Genomic DNA, 22,810 nt, shown 5'->3' on the forward strand with positions numbered 1-22,810 from the left:
GGGCTTTTGCGCACAAGCCGTTGGTGCGACAAGGCATGATCTGTTTTCCTTGCCCGGAGTGCCCGCCATGGCCGACAACGCTTCCCTTCATGCCCGCCGCGAACAGGCCGTGCCGCGCGGCGTGGCGTCTTCCACCGCCGTCTTTGCCGATCGCGCCGAGAATGCCGAGTTGTGGGACGTGGAAGGGCGCCGCTACATCGACTTTGCCGGGGGCATCGCGGTGCTCAACACCGGGCACCGCCATCCCAAGGTGATCGCGGCGGTGCAGGCGCAACTCGACCGCTTTACCCACACCGCGTTCCAGGTCAGCCCGTATGAAAGCTATATCGCGCTCGCGGAAAAGTTGAACGAGGCTGCCCCATTTTCCGGCCCGGCCAAGACCATCCTGCTGACGACGGGCGCCGAGGCCACCGAAAACGCGGTGAAGGTTGCGCGTGCCGCCACCGGCCGTTCGGCGGTGATCGCGTTTACCGGTGGCTTCCATGGCCGCACCCTGCTGGCCAGCGCGATGACCGGCAAGACCACCCCCTACAAGCGCCGCTTCGGGCCGATGCCGGGCGAAGTGTTCCACGCGCCGTTCCCCACCGGCCTGAATGGCAACACGGTGGAACGCACGCTGGAAGCGATCCAGTACCTGTTCGCCGCCGATGTGGAGCCCGAGCGCGTGGCGGCTTTCATTGTCGAGCCGGTGCAGGGCGAGGGCGGGTTCCATGTGGCGCCCAGCGAATTCCTGGAAGCGCTGCGGGCGCTGGCCGACCAGCACGGCATCCTGCTGATTGCCGATGAAGTGCAGGCCGGTTTTGCCCGCACCGGCAAGCTGTTCGGCATCGAGCATTCCGGCGTCGAGCCCGATCTGGTCTGCGTGGCCAAGTCGCTTGCCGGGGGCTTTCCACTGGCCGGGCTGATTGGCCGCGCGCCGATCATGGATGCGCTCGATCCCGGTGGCCTGGGCGGCACCTATGGCGGTTCGCCCATCGGCTGCGCGGCGGCGCTGGCCGTGCTGGAAGTAATCGAGGAAGAGGGCCTCTGCGCCCGTGCCACGGCGATCGGTGCGCGGATGCGCGCAAAGGTGGAGGGCTTTGCCGCCGCCGGGTTGCCAGTTGCCAACATTCGCGGGCTGGGCGCGATGTTCGGGTTCGACGTGACCAATGCGGCCGGGGAAACCGATGGAGCGGTGGCCAAGGCGGTAACCGCCGCCGCGCTCGATCTGGGGTTGATCCTGCTGTCATGCGGCACCAAGGGCGAAACCATTCGCGTGCTTGTGCCGTTGACGGCATCGGACGAACTGATCGACGAAGGCTTCGATCTGGTGGAACAGGCCCTGGCAACGGTGGCCGGCAAGGTGATGGCATGAACGATATTCTGGAAGTGACCCGCCCCGCGCTGCGCCGCGCCGACTTGTGGCGCGAGGCCGCTTTCGTGGCGGGCGAATGGCGCAAGGGGGCCAAGGCCATCGCGGTGGACAATCCCGCCACCGGCGCAGTGATCGGCCATGTGCCCGATCTGGGTGCGGCCGAGGCGGAAGAAGCCGTGGCTGCTGCCCAGGCCGCGTTCGGCCCGTGGAAGGCCAGGACGGCCAAGGAGCGCGGCGCCGTGCTCAAGCGCTGGGCCGCGCTGATGCTGGAACATGCCGACGATCTGGCCACGATCATGACCGCCGAACAGGGCAAGCCGCTGGCCGAGGCCAAGGGCGAAGTGGGCTATGCCGCATCGTTCCTGGAATGGTTTGGCGAAGAGGCGCGGCGCATTCGTGGCGACGTGATCGCCCCGCACCAGGCGGACCGGCGGCTGGTCGTCACCCGCCAGCCGGTGGGCGTGGTGGGCGCGATCACGCCGTGGAATTTCCCGCTAGCGATGATCACGCGCAAGGCCGGCCCGGCCCTGGCGGTGGGTTGCCCCATCGTGATCAAGCCTTCGGAACTGACGCCGTTTTCGGCGCTGGCGCTTGCCGTTCTGGCCGAAGAAGCCGGCCTGCCCAAGGGGCTGCTCAGCGTGGTGACGGGCCAGGCCAAGCCGATCGGCGAAGTGCTGACCGGCGATCCGCGCGTGGCCAAGTTCACCTTCACCGGATCGACCCCGGTGGGCAAGTTGCTGGCCGCGCAATGCGCCAGCACGGTGAAGAAAGTCAGCCTGGAACTGGGCGGCAATGCGCCGTTCATCGTGTTCGAGGATGCCGATCTCGATGCCGCGGTGGAAGGCGCGCTGGCGTCCAAGTTCCGCAACACCGGGCAGACTTGCGTCTGTGCCAATCGCCTGCTGGTGCACGAGGCGGTGCACGATGCCTTTGCGGAAAAGCTTGCCGCGCGCGTGGCCGCGTTCCGCGTCGGGCCGGGGCTGGACGGGCCGACCGACCAGGGGCCGCTGATCGACGATCGCGCGGTGGCCAAAGTGACGGCGCATGTGGCCGATGCCGTGGCCAAGGGCGGCAAAGTGCTGACCGGCGGGCATCAGGCCCAGGCGATCGGCGCGCGTTTCTTTGAACCCACGGTGATTGCAAACGTGCCGGCCGATGCGCTGCTCAACCGCGAGGAAACCTTCGGGCCCCTGGCGGGCCTTGTGCGCTTTTCCAGCGAGGCGGAAGCCGTGGCCCTGGCCAACGACACGCGCTCGGGCCTGGCGGCCTATGCCTATACCAACGATGCCGCGCGGCAATGGCGCCTGACCGAGGCGCTGGAATATGGCATGGTGGGCATCAACACCGGCCTGATTTCCACCGAAGTGGCCCCGTTTGGCGGGGTGAAGGAATCGGGCCTGGGCCGCGAAGGTTCGTATCTGGGCGTGGAAGACTATCTCGACGTGAAGCTGGCCTGCATCGCAGTGCCAGCCGCATAAATCGCGCGCGGCGCCGGATGGCTGGTAAAAAATCCCGCCATTCGGCGCTGTGGCGCCAAAAATAGGGAAAAATCATCAGCGAATTTCCCATATCATCCCGCTGAGATCGCAATGGATCACTTTGGGAGTTCAGGCCATGCTTGTCGGCACCGTCAAGGAAATCAAGAACCACGAATATCGCGTCGGGCTGACCCCTGAGAGCGCGCATGAACTCGTGGCGCATGGGCACACCGTGCTGGTCGAAACCGGCGCCGGGGCCGGCATCGGGGCCACCGATGAAGCCTATGTGGCCGCCGGCGCGCAGATCGTGGCGACAGCAGCCGAAGTCTTTGCCCGCGCCGAGATGGTGGTCAAGGTCAAGGAACCGCAGGCGGTGGAACGCGCCATGCTGCGCGAAGGGCAGATCCTTTACACCTACCTGCACCTGGCACCCGATCCGGAACAGACCGCCGACCTCGTCAAGTCGGGCGCGGTGTGCATCGCTTATGAAACCGTGACCGATGCCAGCGGCGGCCTGCCGCTGCTCAAGCCGATGAGCCAAGTGGCCGGGCGCATGGCGATCCAGGCCGGCGCGACCGCGCTGGAAAAGGCTCATGGCGGGCGCGGCGTGCTGCTGGGCGGCGTGCCGGGCGTGCTGCCGGCCAAAGTGGCGGTGATCGGCGGCGGCGTGGTGGGCTTCAATGCCGCGCAGATGGCCGCTGGCCTTGGCGCCGACGTGACGATAATCGACCGCAGCCCCGAAGTGCTGGAGCGCCTGTCCAACCATTTCGAAAGCCGCGCCAAGACGCTCTATGCCGGCAAGGCCAATATCGCCGCTGCCGTGGCCGAGGCCGACCTGGTGATCGGCGCCGTGCTGGTGCCCGGTGCCGCCGCGCCCAAGCTGGTCACGCGCGAGATGCTGGCCACGATGAAGCCCGGCGCGGTGCTGGTGGACGTGGCCATCGACCAGGGTGGCTGCTTTGAAACCAGCCACGCCACCACCCATGCCGAACCGACTTACGTGGTCGACGGCGTGGTGCACTATTGCGTGGCCAACATGCCGGGCGGCGTGGCGCGTACCAGCACCTACGCGCTAAACAACGTGACGCTGCCCCATGCCCTGGCGATTGCCAACCTGGGCTGGAAGGCCGCGCTGGCGCGCAACGTGCACCTTGCCAACGGCCTCAACGTGGCGTTCGGCAAGGTCACGTATGAAGCGGTGGCAAAGGACCTGGGCTATACCTATATCCCGGCCGCCGACCTGATCGGCTGACGCCAAGCCCTTTGGAGATGCGATGATCCACACCGACCATGCCGCGTTGCGTGCCGCCTTGGACGACGGCACGGGCCTGTGCACGGTGGTGGGGATCGATGGTAGCTTCTCCCGTCGGGTGGGGGCGCAGATGGCGGCAAGTCGGGCCGGTGTGGCGCAAGCCATTGCCGGCTCGCTCGCAGACGTGTGCCTGGAACGGCAATTGGCGGGCGACCTTGCCGGGCTGGCGCCGGGCGCCGTGCCCATGCTGCAGCGCTATGGCCGCGGATCGCCGATCATCGATTTCCGGCTGCCCTGCGGCGGCGGATTGGACATCCTGCTCGACCCCGCACCGGAACGCGCCGAACTGGCGCAGGCGGTGGCCATGCTCGATGACCGCCAGCCGGCTAGCCTGCCTTTGCCCGTGCCTGATTGTGCGCCGGCGCACCTGCTGCGTGCTCGCCCCTACATTCCGCCGCTATCGCTGGTGCTGCTGGGCGAAGGCGCGGAATTGGCTGCCACGGCGGCACTGGCGCACACCATGGGCATCGCCACGCAAGTCTATGCCAAGGAAGACGCTGGCGCCCTGCGCCTGGGCGGTCTGCCGCAAGGCGCGCAGGCCGATGCCTGGACGGCGGTGCTGCTGCTGTTCCACGATCACGAATGGGAGCGCACGATCCTGCGCTGGGCGCTCGATACCCCGGCGTTCTACATCGGCGCACAAGGCGGCCTGCGCGCGCGCATGGCGCGGCTGGAAGACCTGGCGCGCGACGGCGTGAATGAAACCCAGCTTTCGCGCGTGACCAGCCCCATCGGCCTGATCCCGCGCACGCGCGATCCTGGCGTGTTGGCGCTGTCCGCGCTGGCCGAGATCATGGGCGCGTATGAGGCGCTGCATCCGCTGGCGTGAGGGCCGCCCCCTCCGACGGCCTGCGGCCGCCACCTCCCCCGATGGGGGAGGATTTGTCAGGTCGATCCTTCCCCACCGGGGGAGGTGGCAGCCCGCAGGGCTGACGGAGGGGGAAGCAGCGCTTCCGCACGCGCCAGGTCTTCGGGCGTGTCGATATCCAGTGCCTGCTCGGGCGTGAGTGCGAGACACGGCGCATCACGCAAAAGCGCACTTGCGCCGCGATCGCCGGTCAGCGCCATGAGTGCGGGAAAATGCTGCCCGCCGAGCAGGGCGGGGGGCATGGGCTGGGCACCGCAAATGCTGGTCAGCCGGTCCCCATCGAACCGGTCGAGCATCGCGGCGAAATGCTGCGCCGGAACCAGCGGCATGTCGGCCAGGGCGATCAGCACCGCGTCTGCCCCTTGCACGGCGGCAAGGCCCAGCGCAAGCGAGCGCGATTGCGGAGCATCGGGCGGATCGAGCGCTATGCGGGTGAAGCCGGGCAAGTCTGGCACGCCGGGTGCGGCCACCAGGATGCGTTGCGCCAGAGGCAAGGCGGCCGTGGCGGCGGCGGCGTGGGCGATCACCGGCTTGCCCGCCAGCAGGGCCGAGAGCTTGCCGCCGCCAAAGCGGCTGGCGCGGCCCGCCGCGAGCAGGACCAGGGCGATGCGGCGCTCGGTCATCGCGCGCGCCGGATGCGGCTTTCGCTGATCAGCGGGGCCGGGCGGTTGATGAAGGTTTTCAGGGCAAAGCTGCTTTGCACATGGGCGACGCCTTCGATTTGCGTGAGCCGTTCGAGCAGTTCGCGATAGTGATCGAGATCGCGCACCACGCAGCGCAGCAGGAAGTCCGACCCGCCCGACATCAGGAATCCGCTCATGATTTCGGGCAGTTCGGCAACTTGCGCCTCGAAGCGGTCCAGTGCCTCGCGCTGTTGCCGTTCCAGCGTGACCGAGACGAATACGCTCATCTTGCCGGCCAGGGCGCGCTCGTCCAGGCGGGCGAAGTAGCCGGTGATCAGGCCGGCCGCCTCCAACTGGCGCACGCGGCGGATCGTGGGGGTAAGCGAGAGGCCGATCTCCTCGGCCAGGTCGCGCCAGCTCATCCGGCCATCGCGGGTGAGGCATTGCAGGATGCGAATATCCCAGGAATCGAGTTCGGGCGGAGCGGTGGTTTCGGCCATGCAGCGTGAATGCACCATGATATGGCGTGATGGTAGTGCAAAATGCTGGCACGGGATTTTACCGGTGCGGCATTTGGCAACCCTTTCCAACCCTTTTGCGTTATCCTGTCATGACCGTTCAAGGCTTGGGAGAGAAAGCCCGTGGCAGAAATCGCCAACCAGCAGCCCCTGGCGCTGCATGTGCCCGAGCCCAAGGCCCGCCCCGGCGCGGCGCCCGACTGGAGCGGGGTGATCCTGCCCAAGGCCGGCGCCCAGCCGCGTCCCGACGAGGTCTGTGCCGCGTCGGAAACCTGGCCGTTGTGCACCGACCTGATCCGCGTGCTGGACGAAGCAGGCCATGCACAAGGACCGTGGAATCCCCGGCTGGACGCGGAAACGCTGCGATCCATGCTGCGCAACATGGCGCTGACCCGCGCGTTCGACGAGCGCATGTTTCGCGGCCAGCGCCAGGGCAAGACCAGCTTCTATATGAAGTGTACCGGCGAGGAAGCCACCTCGGTGGCGCCGGCCATGGCTCTGGCCGCCGATGACATGGTCTTTCCCAGCTATCGCCAGCAGGGCATCCTGATCACGCGCGGCTATCCGCTGACAGAGATGATCAACCAGATCTATTCCAACAAGGCGGATAAGCTGAAAGGCCGGCAGTTGCCGATCATGTATTCGGCGCGCGACTATGGCTTTTTCACCATTTCCGGCAACCTCGCCACGCAATTGCCGCAGGCGGTCGGCTGGGCCATGGCCAGCGCGATTTCAGCAGACACGCGCATCGCCGCGGCCTGGGTGGGCGAAGGATCGACCGCCGAGGGCGATTTCCATTCGGCGATGACCTTTGCCACGGTCTATAACGCGCCGGTCGTGCTCAATGTGGTCAACAACCAGTGGGCCATTTCCAGCTTTTCGGGCTTTGCCGGGGGCGAGCGGCAGACCTTTGCCGCGCGCGCCATCGGCCATGGCATTGCCGGGTTGCGCGTGGACGGCAACGATCCCCTGGCGGTCTATGCCGCCACGCGCTGGGCCGCCAACCGCGCGCGCAGCAATGCCGGCCCCACGCTGATCGAGCATTTTACCTATCGCGCCGAGGGGCATTCGACTTCCGACGATCCCTCGCAATATCGCAGCGCGCAGGAGCGCAGTTCGTGGCCGCTGGGCGATCCGATCGCGCGGCTCAAGGACCACCTGATTGCCCTGGGCGAATGGGACGAGGAGCGCCAGGCGGCGATGGACCTGGACCTGGCCGAGCAGGTGAAGACCGCCACCCGTGCGGCCGAGGCCAATGGCGTGCTGGGCCACGGGCTGCACCATCCGTTCCACACCATGTTCGAGGACGTGTTCGAGACGCTGCCCTGGCACCTTCAGGAGCAGAGCGAGCAGGCGATGCGCGAGCGGCGGATCAAGTGGCCCGATTGGCGGCCCGAGGACGGAGACGATATGCCATGAGCGACTTGGTAACGTGCCGCCGCATGACGATGATCGAGGCGATCAACGACGCGCTCGACGTGATGATGGCGCGCGACCCGTCCGTGGTGATCATGGGCGAGGACGTGGGTTATTTCGGCGGGGTGTTCCGCGCCACGGCCGGCCTGCAGAAGAAGTATGGCAAGACCCGCGTGTTCGATACCCCGATCAGCGAATGCGGGATCATCGGCGTGGCGGTGGGCATGGGCGCCTATGGCCTGCGCCCGGTGCCCGAAATCCAGTTTGCCGACTATATCTATCCCGGCCTTGATCAGCTTGTGTCGGAAGCGGCGCGGCTGCGCTATCGCTCGGCGGGGGAGTTCATTGCACCGCTGACCGTGCGTTCGCCCTTTGGCGGCGGCATCTTTGGCGGGCAGACCCACAGCCAGAGCCCGGAAGCGCTGTTTACCCATGTGGCGGGCCTTAAAACGGTGATTCCTTCGAACCCCTATGATGCGAAGGGGCTGTTGATCGCGGCGATCGAAGACAACGACCCGGTGATCTTTTTCGAGCCCAAGCGCATCTACAACGGGCCGTTTACCGGCGCCTATGACCGTCCGGTGGAGCCGTGGAGCAAGCACCCCGACAGCGAAGTGCCCGAAGGCCACTACACCGTGCCGCTGGGCAAGGCCCGCGTGGTGCGCGAGGGCGAGGGCGTGACGGTGCTGGCCTATGGCACGATGGTGCACGTGGCCCACGCGGTGTGCGTGGACAAGGGCGTGGACGCCGAAGTCATCGACCTGCGCACCTTGGTGCCGCTGGATATCGAGACGATCAAGCAATCGGTGCGCAAGACCGGGCGCTGCATGATCGTGCACGAAGCGACACGCACGGGGGGCTTTGGCGCAGAGCTTTCCGCCCTGGTGCAGGAGCATTGCTTCTATGAACTGGAAGTGCCGATCGAGCGCGTGACAGGGTTCGACACGCCCTATCCGCACAGCCTGGAATGGGCCTATTTCCCCGGTGCCGTGCGCATCGGCGAAGCCCTTGACCGCATTTGCAAGGATTGATCCCATGGCGCTTTACACCTTCCGCCTGCCCGACATTGGCGAAGGCATTGCCGAGGCCGAGATCGTGGCCTGGCATGTGCAGCCAGGCGACATGGTGGGCGAGGACAGCCCGCTGGCCGACATGATGACCGACAAGGCCACCGTGGAGATGGAAAGCCCGGTGGCGGGGCGCGTGGTGGCGATCGCGGGCGAAGTGGGCGAGCGGATTCCGATCGGCTCCATGCTGGTGGAAATCGAGGTTGCCGATGTTGAGGCGGGGGCTTCGACGGGCTCAGCCCCAACGGAACCTGCGGAAATTGCCCCAAGTCCCGTTCGCCCTGAGCCTGTCGAAGGGCATGGGGCGGAGGTTGAGGTCGCGCAGGGGGCTTCGACAAGCGCAGCCCGAACGGAAACCAGGCAAGAAACCTCAAAACCCGTTCGCCCTGAGCTTCTCGAAGGGCGGGAAAGCATGCGCGTCCTGGCCAGCCCGGCCGTGCGCCAGCGCGCGCAGGAACTGGGGATCGATCTGGCGCAAGTGCGCCCCTCGCAGGATGGGCGCGTGCGGCATGGCGATCTCGATCAGTTCCTGGCCTATAACCGCAGCTATGCCCCGGCGGGCGTGGCGCGCGCGGACGAGCAGGTGAAAGTGATCGGCCTGCGCCGCCGCATTGCCGAGAACATGGCCGCGTCGAAGCGCGCGATCCCGCACTTTTCCTATGTGGAAGAATGCGATGTGACGGCGCTGGAAGAACTGCGCGCGCAGCTCAATGCCGGGGGGCTCGATCGTCCGCGCCTGACCATGCTGCCGCTGCTGATCGTGGCGATCTGCCGCACGTTGCCGCAGTTTCCCATGCTCAACGCCCGCTATGACGATGAAGCAGGCGTGGTCACGCGCCACGGCGCGGTGCATCTGGGCATGGCGACGCAGACCCCGGCTGGCCTGATGGTCCCGGTGATCCGCAACGCGCAGGACAAGAACCCCTGGGCCCTGGCGCAGGAAATCGCGCGGCTGGCCGAAGCCGCGCGCAATGGCACGGCCAAGGCGGACGAGCTTTCCGGCTCGACGTTCACGATCACGTCGCTCGGGCCGCTGGGCGGCGTCGCGACGACGCCGGTCATCAACCGGCCCGAAGTGGCGATCATCGGCCCCAATCGCATCGTCGAGCGGCCGATGTTCGTGCCCGATGGCCTGGGCGGCGAGCGCATTGCCAAGCGCAAGCTGATGAACATTTCGATCAGCTGCGACCATCGCGTGGTCGACGGCTGGGATGCGGCGAGCTTTGTTCAGGCGGTGAAGAAGCTGATCGAGACGCCGGCGTTGATCTTGGCGTGATGGCGGGGAGCGCGGTTGCGCTCCCCGCACCCATTCAGAAATCCGACGCGCGGGAGGCGGCGCGCGCCTTGGCAAAGGAGTCGCGGCGGAAGGCTTCGAACGCGACGCGCTGGTCGTGGCCGTTGTCCTTGGGATAGTCGCGGTATTCATCGATGATTTCGTCGAAGATCTCGCGCATCTCCTCCTTGTGGTCGGGGTGCGAGAAGATGTGCAGGCGGTTTTCGCGCATCGCGTCGAGCGTGCGCTGCGCGATCACGTCCGGCTCCATGCCGAATTCGTGCACGCCGGCCAGGCGCTCCACCGCTTCCTGGTTCACCGGCTTGGCCCCGGCTTTCAACCCATCCGGGCGGATCGCGTCGCTGGCGTAGATATAGCTTTTGACGAGGCCGGGGCACAGCACCGACACGCCGATGCCATATTGCAGCAGGGAATAGTGCAGCGATTCCGAAAGACCGCGCACGGCGAACTTGGTGGTGTTGTAGATCCCCGGTGTGCCGGCGGCGAGGAACGCGGCCATCGAGGCGGTGTTCGTGATGTGCCCGCCTTTTTGCGTGCCGGCCTTCACCCGTTCCACCATGCGCGGAACGAACGTCATCACGCCGTTGATCACGCCGTGGAGATTGACGCCGAGCAACCAGTCCCAGTCGTCATAGCTCGATTCCTCGATCGGCTGGAAAAGGTTGACCCCGGCGTTGTTGAACAAGAGCGAGACCGGGCCGAATTCGGCCTCCACCCGGTCGGCCGCATCGCGGAAGGCCTCGCGGCTCGATACGTCGAGCTGCACGCCCATGACTTCGCGATTGTCGAGGCTGGCCAGGGCCTTGTCGATCGAGTCCTGGCGAATGTCGGCAATCGCCACCTTGCAGCCTTCGTTGAGCAACTGGCGGACGAGGCCGATGCCGACGCCATTGGCGCCGCCGGTGACAAAGGCCGTGCGGCCCGCAAAATCCTTCATGGTCTTTCCTCTCCTTCCGGTCAGGCCGGCGTCTTTTCGGTGCGCGCGGCCTTGAGCGCGTTTTGCCGTTCGATTTCGGCGGTGATCGCCGGGTTGCGGAACAGCATGGCAAAGGTCTGCTTGTATTCCGGGTTTTCCGGCAGGTGGGTTTGCACCGCGGCCGTGGTCGCTTCACCGCGCTCGCGCACGCCCACCAGGAATTCGGAATGGGTGAGGATGTAGAGTTCGTCGTTCAGGATGCCTTCGAGCACGCGCTGGCCGACTTCTTCCTTGGTCTGGTAGAGGTGCGAGAAATTGCCCCCGGCCTGGCGCCGCTTGTCGGCTTCGGCATAGCCGGTTTCGGCCAGGTCTGCGGGGCGCGTCTTGCCCGCTTCGGCAATGTTGGACTGCACGGCGCCGGGGCAAAAGGCCGAGCAGATCACGCCACGCGGTTCAAGTTCGGGGCGCATGCATTCCATCATCGAGGTGACGGCGGCCTTGCCCGAGGAATAGATCGTGGTGGCTGCTGCGGGCACCAGTGCGGACATCGACGCGGTGTTGACGATATGGCCGCCTTCGCCATGGGCGAGGATGCGCGGCAGCACGGTGACGATGCCGTTGATCGTGCCGCCCAGGTTCACCCCCATGACCCAATCCCAATCGGCAAAGGTGGCAAGGTCGGTGGGGCCGACCACGGCCACGCCGGCATTGTTGACCAGCAGGTGGATCTTGCCAAAGCGCGCCTCGATCGCGTCGGCCACCTCGGCATAATTCGCACGATTGGTGACATCGAGCTTGAGCGCCAGGATGCGATCGGTGGCGCCATCGGTCCCTTGCGCCAGTTCGGCGCCGCCCTCGGCCAGGTGATCGTCGCGAATGTCGGCGATGGCCACGTTCATGCCCGCGCCAAGCAGCGCCTTGGCAATGCCCAGGCCGATGCCGCTGGCCCCCCCGGTGACGAGTGCCGTCTTGCCCGCAAGATTCTGCATGCTTCCTCTCCGATTGTTTCGATGTAACGTTTGTTATGATGACCAGCGCCGGCTGTGGCGCGGAATCTGTTTTTCGCCTTACCTATTCACTACCTGGGAATTGTATGCAAGACTAACAATGCACCGGATCAAAAGGCCCCGATTCAAGCTCTGTGTCAAACAGGGGCCGGCCGGGAGAGGAGACAAGCGATGGCAGGTGCAATGGCGCCGACGCTACCTGATGACGGGGTGGCGGCGATTCAGGCAGAAGCCGATGCGGCGCAAGGCGCGCCGGGCGGCGGAACCGACGCACGAAGCTGGCCTTCGGCAGGGGCGGCGTGGTTCGCGCTCTTTGCCATCGTGCTGGCCACGTTCCTCAATTTCTTCGACCAGACGGTGTTCGGCATGCTGGCCCAGCGCATCAAGCTGGACTTCGGCCTGAGCGACGAACAGCTCGGCTTTCTGGGTGGGCCGGCCAGCGTGATCTTTTTCGTGGTGGTGGGCATTCCGCTGGCGCGACTGGCCGATGTCTATCCCCGGCGGCTGGTGCTGGCGGGGGGCATGCTGGCCACCGGCACGATCATGGCGCTGGGCGGGCTGGCCCAGGGCTTTGGCCAGTTCGTCGGCACGCGCATGTTCCTGGGCGCGGGCGGATCGGCGCATGCGCCGGCATCCTATTCGCTGCTGGCCGATTTCTTCCCACCACGAAAGATCACGCGCGCCTTTGCCGTGCTGCAACTGGGCTTCATCGGCGGGACCACGGTGGGCGTGGCGCTGGGCGGCAAGCTGATCGTGTGGCTGGCGGGCGTGTCCGATCCGGTGGTGCTGGGCCTGCACGTGCATTCCTGGCAGCTGATCCTGCTGGGGCAGGCCGCGCTCGGGCTGGTGGCGGCGCTGCTGCTGCTGGCGATTCGCGAGCCGGCGCGGCGGGGCCTGGCGCCGGCCGCCAGCCGCGGGGCAGACCTGGAACGCCCCGGTCTGGGGCGGCGCATCCTGGCGTTCACCGGGCTTGATGCCATGCGTGCGATCCATGCGCGCGGGCGGGTCTATTATCCGCTGTTCCTGGGGCTGGCGCTGGCGGCGGTCGAGACGTTCGGCCTGGCGTTCTGGCGGGTGCCGTTCATGATCCGCACGTATGGCTGGGACGAAGGGCGGATCGGCATGGTCATGGCCCCGATGCTGCTGGTCAGCTCGTTGCTGGGCGTGTTCCTGGGCGGCGTGTTCGTGGAATGGATGGCCAAGCGCCACAAGGATGCCAACGTGCGCTGTGCGGCGATCCTGTTCGGCCTGGTCACGGTCTGCGCGATCGTCTCACCGCTGATGCCCACGGGCGAGACGAGCCTGGCGGTCATGGCGCTGAGCGGCATGTTCGGCCTGGCTGGGGCCGTGCCGCAGAACGCCGCGATCCAGCGCATCGCGCCCAATGAAATGCGCGGGCAGGTAACAGCGATCTATCTGTTCATGTTCACCTTTTTCGGTGCGATGGGCAGCTTTGTGGTGGGCGTTGTGGCGCAGCGCATCGTGGGCGTGGAAGCACAGCTGTGGAAGGCGCTGGTGATCACCGCCGCCGCCCTGCTGCCGATTGCGACGATCTCGATGATCCTGGCCATCCGCCCCTATCGCGAGGAAGTGGCCCGCCTCGAGGCGCAAGGGCGTTGACAGCCCGGTCCCGATCCGCAATTTGTTAGTTAGACAAACAAAGTGGAGAGAGTGATGACGGGCGAAACCGGAAGCGATCGTATTGCCGCGCTGGAGGAAAAACTGGCGCAAGTGGAAGCGCGGCTGACCGTGCGCGAAGATGAACTGGACGTGCGCAAGCTGCAGCACCTCTATGGCTACCTGATCGACAAGTGCCTCTATAACGAGACGGTGGACCTGTTCACCCCGGATGGCGAAGTGCGCTTCTTCGGCGGCACCTGGAAAGGCAAGGAAGGCATTCGCCGGCTCTATGTGGAGCGGTTCCAGAAGCGCTTCACCTATGGCAACAACGGCCCGATCGATGGCTTCCTGCTCGACCATCCGCAGTTGCAGGACATCATCGACATCCAGCCTGACGGCGTGACCGCGCTGGCGCGTGCGCGCTCGATGATGCAGGCCGGGCGCCACAAGGATTTCGAGGGCGATGCGCCGCACCTCAAGGCCCGGCAGTGGTGGGAAGGTGGCATTTACGAGAACACCTACAAGAAGGTGGACGGCAAGTGGCACATCCATATCCTGAACTACATGCCGATCTGGCACGGCGACTTTGAAAGCGGCTGGGCCAATACCCCGCCTGAATACGTGCCGTTCCCCAAGGTGACTTATCCCACCGATCCCACCGGGCCGGACGAACTGCTGGAAGGCCACTGGTTGTGGCCCACCCACAAGATCACCCCGTTCCACATGAACCATCCGATCACCGGCAAGCCGATCGAAGCGCAGCGCCTGCAGCGCGACCTCGATCACGATGCCGCCATCGCTGCGAAGTAAGCCACAGACCATGACGACAACCGCCTATCCCTCGCTTTGCATGATCATCAACGGCCAGCGCGTGAGCGGGGGTGGGCGGCGCACCCATGCCGTGGTCAACCCGGCCACCGGCGCCGTGCTGGGCGAATTGCCGCTGGCCGACGCCGCAGACCTTGATGCCGCGCTGGAGGCGGCCGCCCAGGGTTTTGCCCTGTGGCGCAAATCCACCCCGCAGCAGCGCGCCGCCGTGCTCAATGGCGCGGCGCGGCTGATGCTGGAGCGGCAGGAAGACCTGGCCCGCGTGGCCACGCTGGAACAGGGCAAGACCCTGGCCGAGGCACGGATCGAAGTCTTGATGAACGTGGGCCTGTTCCAGTTCTATGCCGGGGAAGTGCAGCGCATCTATGGCCGCGCGCTGGTGCGACCCACCGGCATGCGATCGACCGTGACGCACGAGCCGGTAGGTCCGGTGGCGGCCTTTGCGCCGTGGAACTTCCCGCTGGGCAACCCCGGGCGCAAGCTGGGCGCGCCAGTGGCGGCGGGCTGTTCGGTGATCCTGAAAGCGGCGGAGGAAACCCCGGCCAGCGCGCTGGGTGTGCTGCAATGCCTGCTCGACGCCGGGCTGCCGCCGCAAGTGGCCCAGGCGGTGTTCGGCGTGCCCGATCAAGTGAGCCGGCACTTGTTGGGTAGCCCGGTGATCCGCAAGCTGTCGTTCACCGGATCGACCCAGGTGGGCCAGCATCTGGCCAAGCTGGCGGCCGACGACATGAAGCGCACCACGATGGAACTGGGCGGCCATGGCCCGGTGCTGGTCTTTGCCGATGCCGATCTCGACCGCGCGATCGAAACCGCCGTGGCGCACAAGTATCGCAACGCCGGGCAGGTCTGCGTCAGCCCCACGCGCTTCATCGTGGAAGAGCCGGTGTTCGAGGCGTTTCGCGATGGCTTTGCCGCGCGCGCCGCCCAGGTACGCGTGGGCAACGGGCTGGACGAAGGCGTGCAGATGGGGCCGATGGCCAACCCGCGCCGGCCCGAAGCGATGGAACGGCTGATCGGCGATGCGCGCGGGCGCGGCGCACGGCTGCACACCGGGGGAGAGCGGATCGGCAATGCCGGGTTCTTCTTTGCGCCCACCGTGCTGTCCGACATTCCGCTTGATGCAGCGATCATGAACGAGGAGCCGTTCGGCCCGGTGGCGCTGATCAACCGCTTTGCCGATGCCGATGCGATGATCGCGGAAGCCAACCGCCTGCCCTATGGCCTGGCAGCCTATGCCTGGTGCCAGGGCCACGCCACGCGTGCCCGCGTCGCGGCCGAAGTGGAAACCGGGATGCTTGGCATCAACACCACGATGATCGGCGGGGCGGACGCGCCATTTGGCGGGGTGAAATGGTCGGGCCACGGGCACGAGGACGGGCCCGAGGGCCTGATGGCGTGCCTGGTGACCAAGACCGTGCACGAAGCCTGATGCGCCCCGTCATGTGCCCAGTCATACGCAACGTCATGGCTGGGCAACACTGTGGCAAAGCAAGAGGCATAGCGGGGCGGGTTTACCCCCTTCCTGCCGGAGTGCCCCATGCGCCGTCTTTCTGTCTGTGCCCTGATGCTGGCCGCCACCCCCGCGCTGGCCGCGGAGGACGACGCCCAAGTGTGGCTGGCGCAGCAATCGTTTCTCAACCTGAACCAGGACCTGGTGCTGTTCACCGACCTGCAACTGCGCCTGACCGACGATGCCGAGCGCGCCGGCCAGGCGATTGCGCGCGGCGCGCTGGGGGTGAAGCTGGATCGATCGACCACGGTGTGGGGCGGCTATGGCTATATCCGCACCGATCCGCTGGGCGGCCGGGTGACCCACGAGCATCGCGTATTCGAGCAGGTGACCTGGCGCGCCTTTGGCGACGGGGCAGGCAATGGCACGACACGCCCGACGCTGACAGGGCGCACGCGTCTGGAACAGCGCATGCTGGAAGGGCAGGGCGGCACCGGCTGGCGCCTGCGCCAACTGGTGCGCCTGGACGTGCCGCTGGGCAAGCCGGGCACGCCGCAGGCGGTGGTCTGGGCCGAGCCGTTCGTGGGCCTCAACCGCACCGGGTGGGGCCAGAAATCGGGCTTCGACCAGTTGCGCGGCTTTGCCGGCCTGGCCGTGCCGCTGGCGAAGGGGATCAGCGTGGAGGCCGGCTACTCGGGCCAATACGTGTCCCGCCCGGCGCGCGAAGACCGGATGAATCACATTGCCAGCCTGTCGCTGATGATCCGCAGGTGATCGCGCGCGGGCTGGCCCATAACCAGGAGAGGCCCGCATGACCCAGGAACTCAAGACCGGCGATCTGAAAACAGGTGGCGCGCAAGGATACTTGCGCATCGCCACCGAAGAAGCCTTTGCCACGCAGGAACAGGTCGATGCCTATCTGCGCATGATCCGCGATGGCGAGGCAGACAAGGGCATGGTCTCGCTCTGGGGCTTTTATGCGCAATCGCCGTCGGAGCGGGCGGTGCAGATCATGGAGCGGCTGCTCGACTTAGGGCCGAGGCGCATTGCCGACATGGATGCCACCGGCATCGACAAGGCGATCCTGGCGCTGACATCGCCCGGCGTGCAGCCCTTGACCAACCTGGACGAGGCCAAGGCGATTGCCGCGCGCGCCAACGACCGGCTGGCCCAGGCGTGCGAGACCTATCCCGACCGCTTCATCGGGCTGGGCACGGTGGCGCCGCAGGATCCGGAATGGTCCGCCCGCGAAATCCATCGCGGGGCCAAGGAACTGGGCTTCAAGGGCATCCAGATCAACAGCCATACCCAAGGCCGCTATCTGGACGAGGATTTCTTCGATCCGATCTTCCGCGCCCTCGTGGAAGTGGACCAGCCGCTGTACATCCACCCGGCAACCCCGCCCGATGCCATGATCGGGCCGATGCTGGAGGCCGGCCTTGACGGCGCGATCTTTGGTTTCGGCGTCGAAACCGGGATGCACCTGCTGCGGCTGATCACCATCGGCATTTTCGACAAGTATCCCAGCTTGCAGATCATGGTGGGCCACATGGGCGAAGCGCTGCCCTACTGGCTCTATCGCCTGGACTACATGCACCAGGCCGGGGTGCGTTCGCAGCGCTATGCGCGGATGAAGCCGCTCAAGAAGACCATCGCCGAATACCTGCGCTCCAACGTGCTGGTTACCAATTCGGGCATGGCGTGGGAGCCGGCGATCAAGTTCTGCCAGGAGGTGATGGGCGAGGACCGGGTGATGTATGCCATGGACTATCCCTATCAATACGTGGCCGACGAAGTGCGCGCGATGGATGCGATGGACATGACGCCGCAAACCAAGGCAAAGTTCTTCCAGACCAACGCGCAGCGCTGGTTCAAGCTGTAAGCCGGCACGACAAGAACAACGGGAGAGAGACGATGTACGCAGTGGCAGGGGCATCGGGGCAATTGGGGCGGCTGGTGCTCGCCGAACTGGTGGCGCGCGCGGGCGCGGCCCAGGTGGTGGCGCTGGCGCGCGATCCGGCCAAGCTGCAAGGCGCGGGCGTTGGCGCCCAAGTCTTGGGCCGCGTGGCCGATTACGACAAGCCCGAAACGCTGGCGCCCGCGCTGGCCGGGGTGGAACGGCTGCTGCTGATTTCGGGCAACGCCGTGGGCGCGCGCGTTTCGCAGCACAAGGCCGTGATCGATGCGGCCGTGGCGGCTGGCGTCAAGCTGATCGCCTATACCTCGATCCTGCATGCCGATACGTCCACCATCGGCCTGGCCGAAGAGCACAGGCAGACCGAAGCCTTGCTGCGCGCCAGCGGCGTGCCGTTCGTGCTGCTGCGCAACGGCTGGTATAACGAGAACTATACCGGCGCGCTGGCGCCCGCGATTGCCCATGGTGCGATTCTGGGCGCCGCGGGCGAGGGACGCATCGCCAGTGCCACGCGGGCGGACTATGCGGCGGCGGCGGCCACCGCGCTGATCGGCGCGCGCGGGGGCGAGGTCTATGAACTGGCGGGCGACACCGCCTTTACCATGGCGGAATTCGCGGCAGAGGTTTCGCGCCTGGCGGGCAAGCCGGTGGCCTATGTCAACATGACCAAGGCCGATTATGCCGCTGCGCTAGAAGGCGTGGGCCTGCCCGGGTTCCTGGCGCAGATGCTGGCCGATTCCAGCTTTGAATCGAGCAAGGACCAGCTGTTCGATGCCAGCCGCACGCTCAGCGCATTGATCGGCCGGCCGACCACGCCGATTGGCGATACCATCGCTGCGGCGCTGGCCTGATCATGGCGGAATCCGGCGACGCGCCCAATCCTTCTGGCGTTCCTTCTCGCCTCATTGCCAAGGGCGGCTGGTATGCCCTGGTGCTGGTGGCGCTGACCAATGCGATGAGCCTGCTCGATCGCCAGATCCTGGCGATCCTGGCCCCGGCGATCAAGCAGGACCTGGGCGTGGGCGATGCGGAGATGGGCCTGCTCTACGGCACGGTCTTCGCGCTGTTCTACGCGCTGTTTTCGCTGCCGGTGGGCCGCCTGGCCGATGGCTGGACGCGCACCCGGCTGCTGGGGATCAGCCTGGTGCTGTGGTCGGCGGCGACCGGGCTGGGTGGCCTTGCCACCAGTTTTGCCCTGCTTGCCCTCTCGCGCCTGGGCGTGGGGATCGGCGAGGCGGCGACCCAGCCGGCCGGCACATCACTGATCTATGATTTCTGGCCCAAGCATCGGCGCGGTTTCGTCATGGCGGTGATGGCCTCGGCCATTGCGCTGGGGCTGGGCGGCTCGCTGATCCTGGGCGGAGTGGCGGCGCAGGCCTGGACCGAACATTGGGCCGGCGGCGCGGCGCCCTGGGGGCTCAAGGGCTGGCAGTTCGCGTTTCTGGTGGCCGCCGCGCCCGGCTTTGTCCTGGCGGCCTTCGTCGGCACGATGAAGGAACCGGCACGCGGCGCCATCGACGGTCTGGCGGCGCCGGTCGATCCGCATCCGTTTCGTGCCAGCTTTGCCCTGTTGGGTGGGGTGACGCCGGGGCTGCACTGGATTGCCATGGCGCTGCGCCGCGTGCATCTGCGCGCACTGGGTTTCAACCTCGCAGCGCTGGCGGCAATCGTGGCGGTCATGGCGGGGCTGGCCGTGGTTTGCCGCGGCCTTTCGCTGCGCCCGCCGGTGCCGCTTGGCCCCGTCACCGTGGATGCCCACACCCTGCAATGGACGGTGATCGGCTTTGGCCTGTTCGTGCTGGTCAACCTGATGCAGCGGATGCGCGCCGACGATGCCCAGGCGTTTCGCGTGATCGCCGGATCACCCACGCTGATCATGGCGATTGCGGTGGGCACGCTGCAATCGGCGATCAACTATGGCATGATGGCATTCAATCCCAGCTTCCTGATCAAGACCTATCATCTTTCGATGAAGGACACGGCGTTGCAGTTCGGACTGCTTTCGGCCGGGATGGGCATTGTCGGCCCGTTGATCTGGGGCCCCCTGGCCGATCTGCTGCACCGCCGCCTGCCGTCTTCGGGCCGGGCGATGGTGGCGCTGTTCGCCATGGGGGTTTCGCCCATCCTCTCGTTCTGGACGTACCTTTCACCCGATCCGGCCACGTTCTATTGGCACTTTGCGATCTACAGCCTGGTGCTGACGGGCTGGATGCCCCCGCTCTATGCGATCATGTACGATCAGGTGCTGCCGCGCATGCGCGGGATCACCGCCAGCCTCTATCTCTTGACCATGACCATCGTGGGCATGGGCATCGGGCCCTATGCGGTTGGGCTGATTTCCGACGCCACCGGCAACCTCACCCATGCGATGCTGACGATGAACGCGGTGGCCGTGCCGATCGTGGTGCTCATGCTGCTGATCGCGCGGCGTTCGGCGCGGGATGAGGCGGGATTGGTGGGGCGGTAACGGAAGTAGCACAAGGCTTCCACCACCCCCCGACCCCCCCCTCTGAAGAGGAGGGGGAGTATAAACCAAAAGCCCCATCCTCTTTAGAGGAGGAGGTTGGGGGTGGTGGAAACCGCAATCAACGTCACAAAACCCGCCACACCCACAGCTTGATGCCCAGCGGATAGCGCGCGCCGCTGCAGATGAAGATCGACTGGTTCATCCACTCGTATTTGCCCAACGGCGCGATGAATTCGGGCACGGTGCGGAAATAGTATTCGGCCGGATCGACCTCTTCCCCCGCAGCCAGGCGCGCCATCACGTCGGGCGGGCCGCGGCGCAGGCCCTTGTTGCGGATCTGGATGAGCACGCCATCGTCGGTCTCGATGGCATAGAGCGCATCGGCCACGGTGACGCCGTCGGGCCGGGTTAGCTGCCAATCGGCCGAATTGCCCACCAGGCGGCCCTGGATCAGCGGCCCTTCCACGCGCCCGCCGCCCACGATGGGGATGATGCGGCGGGTGCCGTCATAAGTCGGCCCGATCTGGCGCGGCGGTTCGAGTTCGCCGCTGGCCTCATAGACGAATTCCAGTTCGGGCTTGATCATGCGTGCTCTCCCATCGACCAGATCGTTATGCGGCATAGCATAAGGCGATCACGCCGCCAGGCCAATCTCGGCCGCATCCGCCCAGTTGCCGTGCAGGCCAAAGCGCAGGCGAATGGGAATGTGCACGGTGGCCAGCGGGCCGTTGGCGATGGCCTGGGCATCGAAGATCAACAGGTCGCTGCGCTGTTCTTCCAGCCGGTTGCACACTTGCACGATCCAGCCATCGCCTTCTGCGGCATCCTTGCTGCGCGGGATGAAGCACGGTTCCTGCAACGAAGAGACCGGGCCGCACCACCAGTGTTGCTCTTCTCCGCTAGCGAAATCCTTGTGGAACAGGCAATTCATCAAGAGGCCCCCGGCGCTGCCACCGCGCAGTTCCACGGGACGCTTCATGTCCATTTCCAGGAACCACCCATGGCGCGTCTGGCGTCCGGCAAAGCGATCGTCGATGCGCGGAAATTCGCACGCCGTGTCCGACAGGCGATCGATCGCGGCAAAGTCCTCGCCGTTGCTGGCCAGGTCCACCACCCAATCGGTGGGATAGCTCATCGCCTCGCGCCCGTTGAACGGGGCGCCGTGCACGTCGGGAAAGAACGGGAACATGTTGTTCTTCGCCTCGCACGTCAGGAAGTGTATCTTGCTGCCTTCCTGCCAGGCGTTGAGCACGTGGCTGGCAAAGCAGTTGTCGCGCTTGAACCAGCGGATGTCATCCTGGGTCACGCCATCGCGGCGCGGGATCACGCCCAGGTACACTGGCTTGGTGGTGTCGAAACCGAAGTGCGGCAGCCCTGCTTCCAGCCGTTCCCAACTGCCGATCGAGGGGATGATGTGCAGCACCAGGTAATCCTGGGTGATGCCGAAATCGTGCATCATGCAGTAATAGGGAACCTTGAACCACACCTCGCGCACCAGTTCGCCGCTCGGGCTTACTTCCATGTACGTCACGTCATCGGTGCACAGGCCGCTGGCGGCATAGCCGATCGCCACCATGTTGCCCGTGGCCGGATCGATCTTGGGATGGGATGTGAAAGTCTGCCCGGTCATCTTGCCGCCGAACTTTTCAAAGCCGATGGTTTCCATGCTGGCCGGGTCCATCAGCAGGGCGGGGCTGTCTTCCTTCATTGCCCACAGCTTTCCGGCGTAGATGAAGGCGTTGGTGTTGGCCGTGGAGCGGATCTGCCCTTTCACGCTCTCGTCATCGGTCAAGGGATTGCGATAGGCGCCGAACAGGCCCTTGCCGGCTGCCTTCTCCAGCTTCCACTTGTCGGTCTGGGCCCAGCGCTGGCGAAAATCCACCTGGCCATCGTGAATGTGGAAGCGGGTGATCATGCCATCGCCATTGAAGGCAATGTCATCGCCCAGACGCGGGGGGAATTGCGGGTCTGGCTGAACGCGGTAAAACGCCCCGTTCAGTTCGCGGGGAATTTCGCCTTCGTGGGCCAGGTCGGCGATGTCGGCTTCGATCCGCGACGGGGTGTTGAAGCCGGTGAAGCTGGGCGAAGCGGGAAAGTGAGACACTGGCATCCTCCTGCTGGTATTGTATGGTTGGCTAACAATTGCGCTCTTCTGATGCGCAAGGCAATGGGGAGCAGGCATTGATCAAGGACAAGTTTGCCGATGCGGTGACGCCGCCCCCTGGCGAAGAAGCCGATATCGGCGAAATCAACGGAATCCTGGGCTTTCACATCCGCCTGGCGCATGGCGCGTGCCTGCGCCATTTCACCGAAACCTTCACCGAGCTGGACCTGACGCAGAAGCAGGTTTCGGTGTTGTGGCTGGTGGACGATCACCCCGGTATCGCGCAGACCGACCTGGCGCAGCGCCTGCGGATGGACCGCGCCACGACCATGGCGATCATCAACCGGTTGCAGGCCAAGCACTTCCTGCGGCGCGATCGATCGGCCGAGGATGGCCGCAAGCAGGCGCTGTTCCTGGAACCGCAGGGCCAGATCATGCTATCGCGCGCCAAGCACGCGATTGCCGAGCACGAAGCCTGGGTGAAGCGCCATTTTTCCGACAAGGAAGTGAAGCTCCTGCTGGAACTGCTGGCGCGCATTCACGAGTAGCCAGATCGTTTCGGCATGTTATAAA

General features: G+C 65.9%; 21 protein-coding genes. 15 read left to right on the forward strand and 6 right to left on the reverse strand.

The features are described 5' to 3' along the window. Window positions 1–67 precede the first annotated feature (67 nt). The 4 genes from gabT (at window position 68) to FHW94_RS14370 (ending at window position 4,973) form a co-directional block, all read left to right on the forward strand. Complete coding sequence (gene gabT, locus FHW94_RS14355; RefSeq protein ID WP_168556496.1) at window positions 68–1,354, forward strand: 4-aminobutyrate--2-oxoglutarate transaminase; 1,287 nt, start codon at window positions 68–70, stop codon at window positions 1,352–1,354. Further along, a complete protein-coding gene (locus tag FHW94_RS14360; RefSeq protein ID WP_168556497.1) occupies window positions 1,351–2,832 on the forward strand; it encodes an NAD-dependent succinate-semialdehyde dehydrogenase in 1,482 nt (493 codons plus the stop codon). The genes gabT and FHW94_RS14360 overlap by 4 nt, the downstream gene beginning before the upstream one ends. 136 nt (window positions 2,833–2,968) lie before the next feature. Further along, on the forward strand, window positions 2,969–4,084 hold the full coding sequence (gene ald / locus FHW94_RS14365; RefSeq protein ID WP_168556498.1) for an alanine dehydrogenase: 1,116 nt from the start codon (window positions 2,969–2,971) through the stop codon (window positions 4,082–4,084). A gap of 22 nt (window positions 4,085–4,106) precedes the next feature. Further along, complete coding sequence (locus FHW94_RS14370) at window positions 4,107–4,973, forward strand: XdhC family protein (protein WP_168556499.1); 867 nt, start codon at window positions 4,107–4,109, stop codon at window positions 4,971–4,973. Window positions 4,974–5,029: 56 nt separating this feature from the next. Here the strand turns inward: FHW94_RS14370 and FHW94_RS14375 are convergent, their stop codons facing one another. Both FHW94_RS14375 and FHW94_RS14380 read right to left on the reverse strand, forming a co-directional pair. Then, complete coding sequence (locus FHW94_RS14375) at window positions 5,030–5,635, reverse strand: nucleotidyltransferase family protein (RefSeq protein WP_168556500.1); 606 nt, start codon at window positions 5,633–5,635, stop codon at window positions 5,030–5,032. Next, a complete protein-coding gene (locus FHW94_RS14380) occupies window positions 5,632–6,135 on the reverse strand; it encodes an Lrp/AsnC family transcriptional regulator (RefSeq protein ID WP_168556501.1) in 504 nt (167 codons plus the stop codon). The genes FHW94_RS14375 and FHW94_RS14380 overlap by 4 nt, the downstream gene beginning before the upstream one ends. Window positions 6,136–6,276: 141 nt before the next feature. Between FHW94_RS14380 and FHW94_RS14385 the strand changes: the two genes are divergently transcribed. From FHW94_RS14385 to FHW94_RS14395, 3 genes are read left to right on the forward strand one after another with little or no spacing between them, the layout of a single operon-like run. Further along, a complete protein-coding gene (locus FHW94_RS14385; protein WP_168556502.1) occupies window positions 6,277–7,572 on the forward strand; it encodes a 3-methyl-2-oxobutanoate dehydrogenase (2-methylpropanoyl-transferring) subunit alpha in 1,296 nt (431 codons plus the stop codon). Continuing rightward, a complete protein-coding gene (locus tag FHW94_RS14390) occupies window positions 7,569–8,600 on the forward strand; it encodes an alpha-ketoacid dehydrogenase subunit beta (RefSeq protein ID WP_246866136.1) in 1,032 nt (343 codons plus the stop codon). The genes FHW94_RS14385 and FHW94_RS14390 overlap by 4 nt, the downstream gene beginning before the upstream one ends. Window positions 8,601–8,604: 4 nt before the next feature. Then, window positions 8,605–9,912 (forward strand): dihydrolipoamide acetyltransferase family protein, encoded by a 1,308-nt coding sequence (locus tag FHW94_RS14395; protein ID WP_168556503.1) that lies wholly within the window; start codon window positions 8,605–8,607, stop codon window positions 9,910–9,912. Between the two features lie 34 nt (window positions 9,913–9,946). On the opposite strand, the gene FHW94_RS14400 is transcribed toward FHW94_RS14395, so the two are convergent. Both FHW94_RS14400 and FHW94_RS14405 read right to left on the reverse strand, forming a co-directional pair. Further along, complete coding sequence (locus FHW94_RS14400; RefSeq protein WP_168556504.1) at window positions 9,947–10,867, reverse strand: SDR family NAD(P)-dependent oxidoreductase; 921 nt, start codon at window positions 10,865–10,867, stop codon at window positions 9,947–9,949. 20 nt (window positions 10,868–10,887) lie between these two features. Then, a complete protein-coding gene (locus tag FHW94_RS14405) occupies window positions 10,888–11,835 on the reverse strand; it encodes an SDR family NAD(P)-dependent oxidoreductase (protein WP_168556505.1) in 948 nt (315 codons plus the stop codon). 189 nt (window positions 11,836–12,024) lie between these two features. Here FHW94_RS14405 and FHW94_RS14410 point away from each other — a divergent pair, with 189 nt between their 5' ends. From FHW94_RS14410 to FHW94_RS14440, 7 genes are all read left to right on the forward strand, one after another. Beyond that, complete coding sequence (locus FHW94_RS14410) at window positions 12,025–13,473, forward strand: MFS transporter (RefSeq protein ID WP_246866137.1); 1,449 nt, start codon at window positions 12,025–12,027, stop codon at window positions 13,471–13,473. A gap of 54 nt (window positions 13,474–13,527) precedes the next feature. Then, on the forward strand, window positions 13,528–14,283 hold the full coding sequence (locus FHW94_RS14415) for a nuclear transport factor 2 family protein (protein ID WP_168556506.1): 756 nt from the start codon (window positions 13,528–13,530) through the stop codon (window positions 14,281–14,283). Between the two features lie 10 nt (window positions 14,284–14,293). Beyond that, window positions 14,294–15,730, forward strand: a complete 1,437-nt coding sequence (locus FHW94_RS14420; RefSeq protein ID WP_168556507.1) for an NAD-dependent succinate-semialdehyde dehydrogenase — start codon at window positions 14,294–14,296, stop codon at window positions 15,728–15,730. Window positions 15,731–15,838: 108 nt separating this feature from the next. Then, entirely contained in the window at window positions 15,839–16,525 is a 687-nt protein-coding gene (locus FHW94_RS14425) for a DUF2490 domain-containing protein (protein ID WP_168556508.1), read from the forward strand. A 37-nt stretch (window positions 16,526–16,562) separates the two neighbouring features. Then, window positions 16,563–17,633 (forward strand): amidohydrolase family protein, encoded by a 1,071-nt coding sequence (locus FHW94_RS14430; protein ID WP_168556509.1) that lies wholly within the window; start codon window positions 16,563–16,565, stop codon window positions 17,631–17,633. A gap of 32 nt (window positions 17,634–17,665) precedes the next feature. Then, on the forward strand, window positions 17,666–18,517 hold the full coding sequence (locus FHW94_RS14435; protein ID WP_168556510.1) for an NAD(P)H-binding protein: 852 nt from the start codon (window positions 17,666–17,668) through the stop codon (window positions 18,515–18,517). Window positions 18,518–18,519: 2 nt separating this feature from the next. Next, the gene (locus FHW94_RS14440; protein WP_168556511.1) at window positions 18,520–20,133 is read left to right on the forward strand and encodes an MFS transporter; all 1,614 of its coding nucleotides are present in this window, start codon (window positions 18,520–18,522) and stop codon (window positions 20,131–20,133) included. A 124-nt stretch (window positions 20,134–20,257) separates the two neighbouring features. On the opposite strand, the gene FHW94_RS14445 is transcribed toward FHW94_RS14440, so the two are convergent. Then, window positions 20,258–20,719 (reverse strand): DUF3237 domain-containing protein, encoded by a 462-nt coding sequence (locus tag FHW94_RS14445; RefSeq protein WP_168556512.1) that lies wholly within the window; start codon window positions 20,717–20,719, stop codon window positions 20,258–20,260. 48 nt (window positions 20,720–20,767) lie between these two features. Next, window positions 20,768–22,237: a carotenoid oxygenase family protein gene (locus FHW94_RS14450; RefSeq protein WP_168556513.1), complete on the reverse strand. Its 1,470-nt coding sequence runs from the start codon at window positions 22,235–22,237 to the stop codon at window positions 20,768–20,770. 77 nt (window positions 22,238–22,314) lie between these two features. Between FHW94_RS14450 and FHW94_RS14455 the strand changes: the two genes are divergently transcribed. Next, the gene (locus FHW94_RS14455; protein WP_168556514.1) at window positions 22,315–22,785 is read left to right on the forward strand and encodes a MarR family transcriptional regulator; all 471 of its coding nucleotides are present in this window, start codon (window positions 22,315–22,317) and stop codon (window positions 22,783–22,785) included. Window positions 22,786–22,810 lie beyond the last annotated feature (25 nt).

The organism is Novosphingobium sp. SG720, assembly GCF_012275365.1.
GTDB lineage: Bacteria > Pseudomonadota > Alphaproteobacteria > Sphingomonadales > Sphingomonadaceae > Novosphingobium > Novosphingobium rhizosphaerae.

What these genes read in the sequence shown, in the direction of transcription:
- FHW94_RS14370 (WP_168556499.1), top strand. Translation starts at nt 4,107, where the DNA reads ATGATCCACACCGACCATGCCGCGTTGCGTGCCGCCTTGGACGACGGC.
- FHW94_RS14395 (WP_168556503.1), top strand. Translation starts at nt 8,605, where the DNA reads ATGGCGCTTTACACCTTCCGCCTGCCCGACATTGGCGAAGGCATTGCC.
- ald (WP_168556498.1), top strand. Translation starts at nt 2,969, where the DNA reads ATGCTTGTCGGCACCGTCAAGGAAATCAAGAACCACGAATATCGCGTC.
- FHW94_RS14405 (WP_168556505.1), bottom strand. Translation starts at nt 11,835, where the DNA reads ATGCAGAATCTTGCGGGCAAGACGGCACTCGTCACCGGGGGGGCCAGC.
- FHW94_RS14430 (WP_168556509.1), top strand. Translation starts at nt 16,563, where the DNA reads ATGACCCAGGAACTCAAGACCGGCGATCTGAAAACAGGTGGCGCGCAA.
- FHW94_RS14375 (WP_168556500.1), bottom strand. Translation starts at nt 5,635, where the DNA reads ATGACCGAGCGCCGCATCGCCCTGGTCCTGCTCGCGGCGGGCCGCGCC.
- gabT (WP_168556496.1), top strand. Translation starts at nt 68, where the DNA reads ATGGCCGACAACGCTTCCCTTCATGCCCGCCGCGAACAGGCCGTGCCG.
- FHW94_RS14420 (WP_168556507.1), top strand. Translation starts at nt 14,294, where the DNA reads ATGACGACAACCGCCTATCCCTCGCTTTGCATGATCATCAACGGCCAG.
- FHW94_RS14440 (WP_168556511.1), top strand. Translation starts at nt 18,520, where the DNA reads ATGGCGGAATCCGGCGACGCGCCCAATCCTTCTGGCGTTCCTTCTCGC.
- FHW94_RS14415 (WP_168556506.1), top strand. Translation starts at nt 13,528, where the DNA reads ATGACGGGCGAAACCGGAAGCGATCGTATTGCCGCGCTGGAGGAAAAA.
- FHW94_RS14435 (WP_168556510.1), top strand. Translation starts at nt 17,666, where the DNA reads ATGTACGCAGTGGCAGGGGCATCGGGGCAATTGGGGCGGCTGGTGCTC.
- FHW94_RS14360 (WP_168556497.1), top strand. Translation starts at nt 1,351, where the DNA reads ATGAACGATATTCTGGAAGTGACCCGCCCCGCGCTGCGCCGCGCCGAC.
- FHW94_RS14390 (WP_246866136.1), top strand. Translation starts at nt 7,569, where the DNA reads ATGAGCGACTTGGTAACGTGCCGCCGCATGACGATGATCGAGGCGATC.
- FHW94_RS14400 (WP_168556504.1), bottom strand. Translation starts at nt 10,867, where the DNA reads ATGAAGGATTTTGCGGGCCGCACGGCCTTTGTCACCGGCGGCGCCAAT.
- FHW94_RS14410 (WP_246866137.1), top strand. Translation starts at nt 12,025, where the DNA reads ATGGCAGGTGCAATGGCGCCGACGCTACCTGATGACGGGGTGGCGGCG.
- FHW94_RS14425 (WP_168556508.1), top strand. Translation starts at nt 15,839, where the DNA reads ATGCGCCGTCTTTCTGTCTGTGCCCTGATGCTGGCCGCCACCCCCGCG.
- FHW94_RS14380 (WP_168556501.1), bottom strand. Translation starts at nt 6,135, where the DNA reads ATGGCCGAAACCACCGCTCCGCCCGAACTCGATTCCTGGGATATTCGC.
- FHW94_RS14445 (WP_168556512.1), bottom strand. Translation starts at nt 20,719, where the DNA reads ATGATCAAGCCCGAACTGGAATTCGTCTATGAGGCCAGCGGCGAACTC.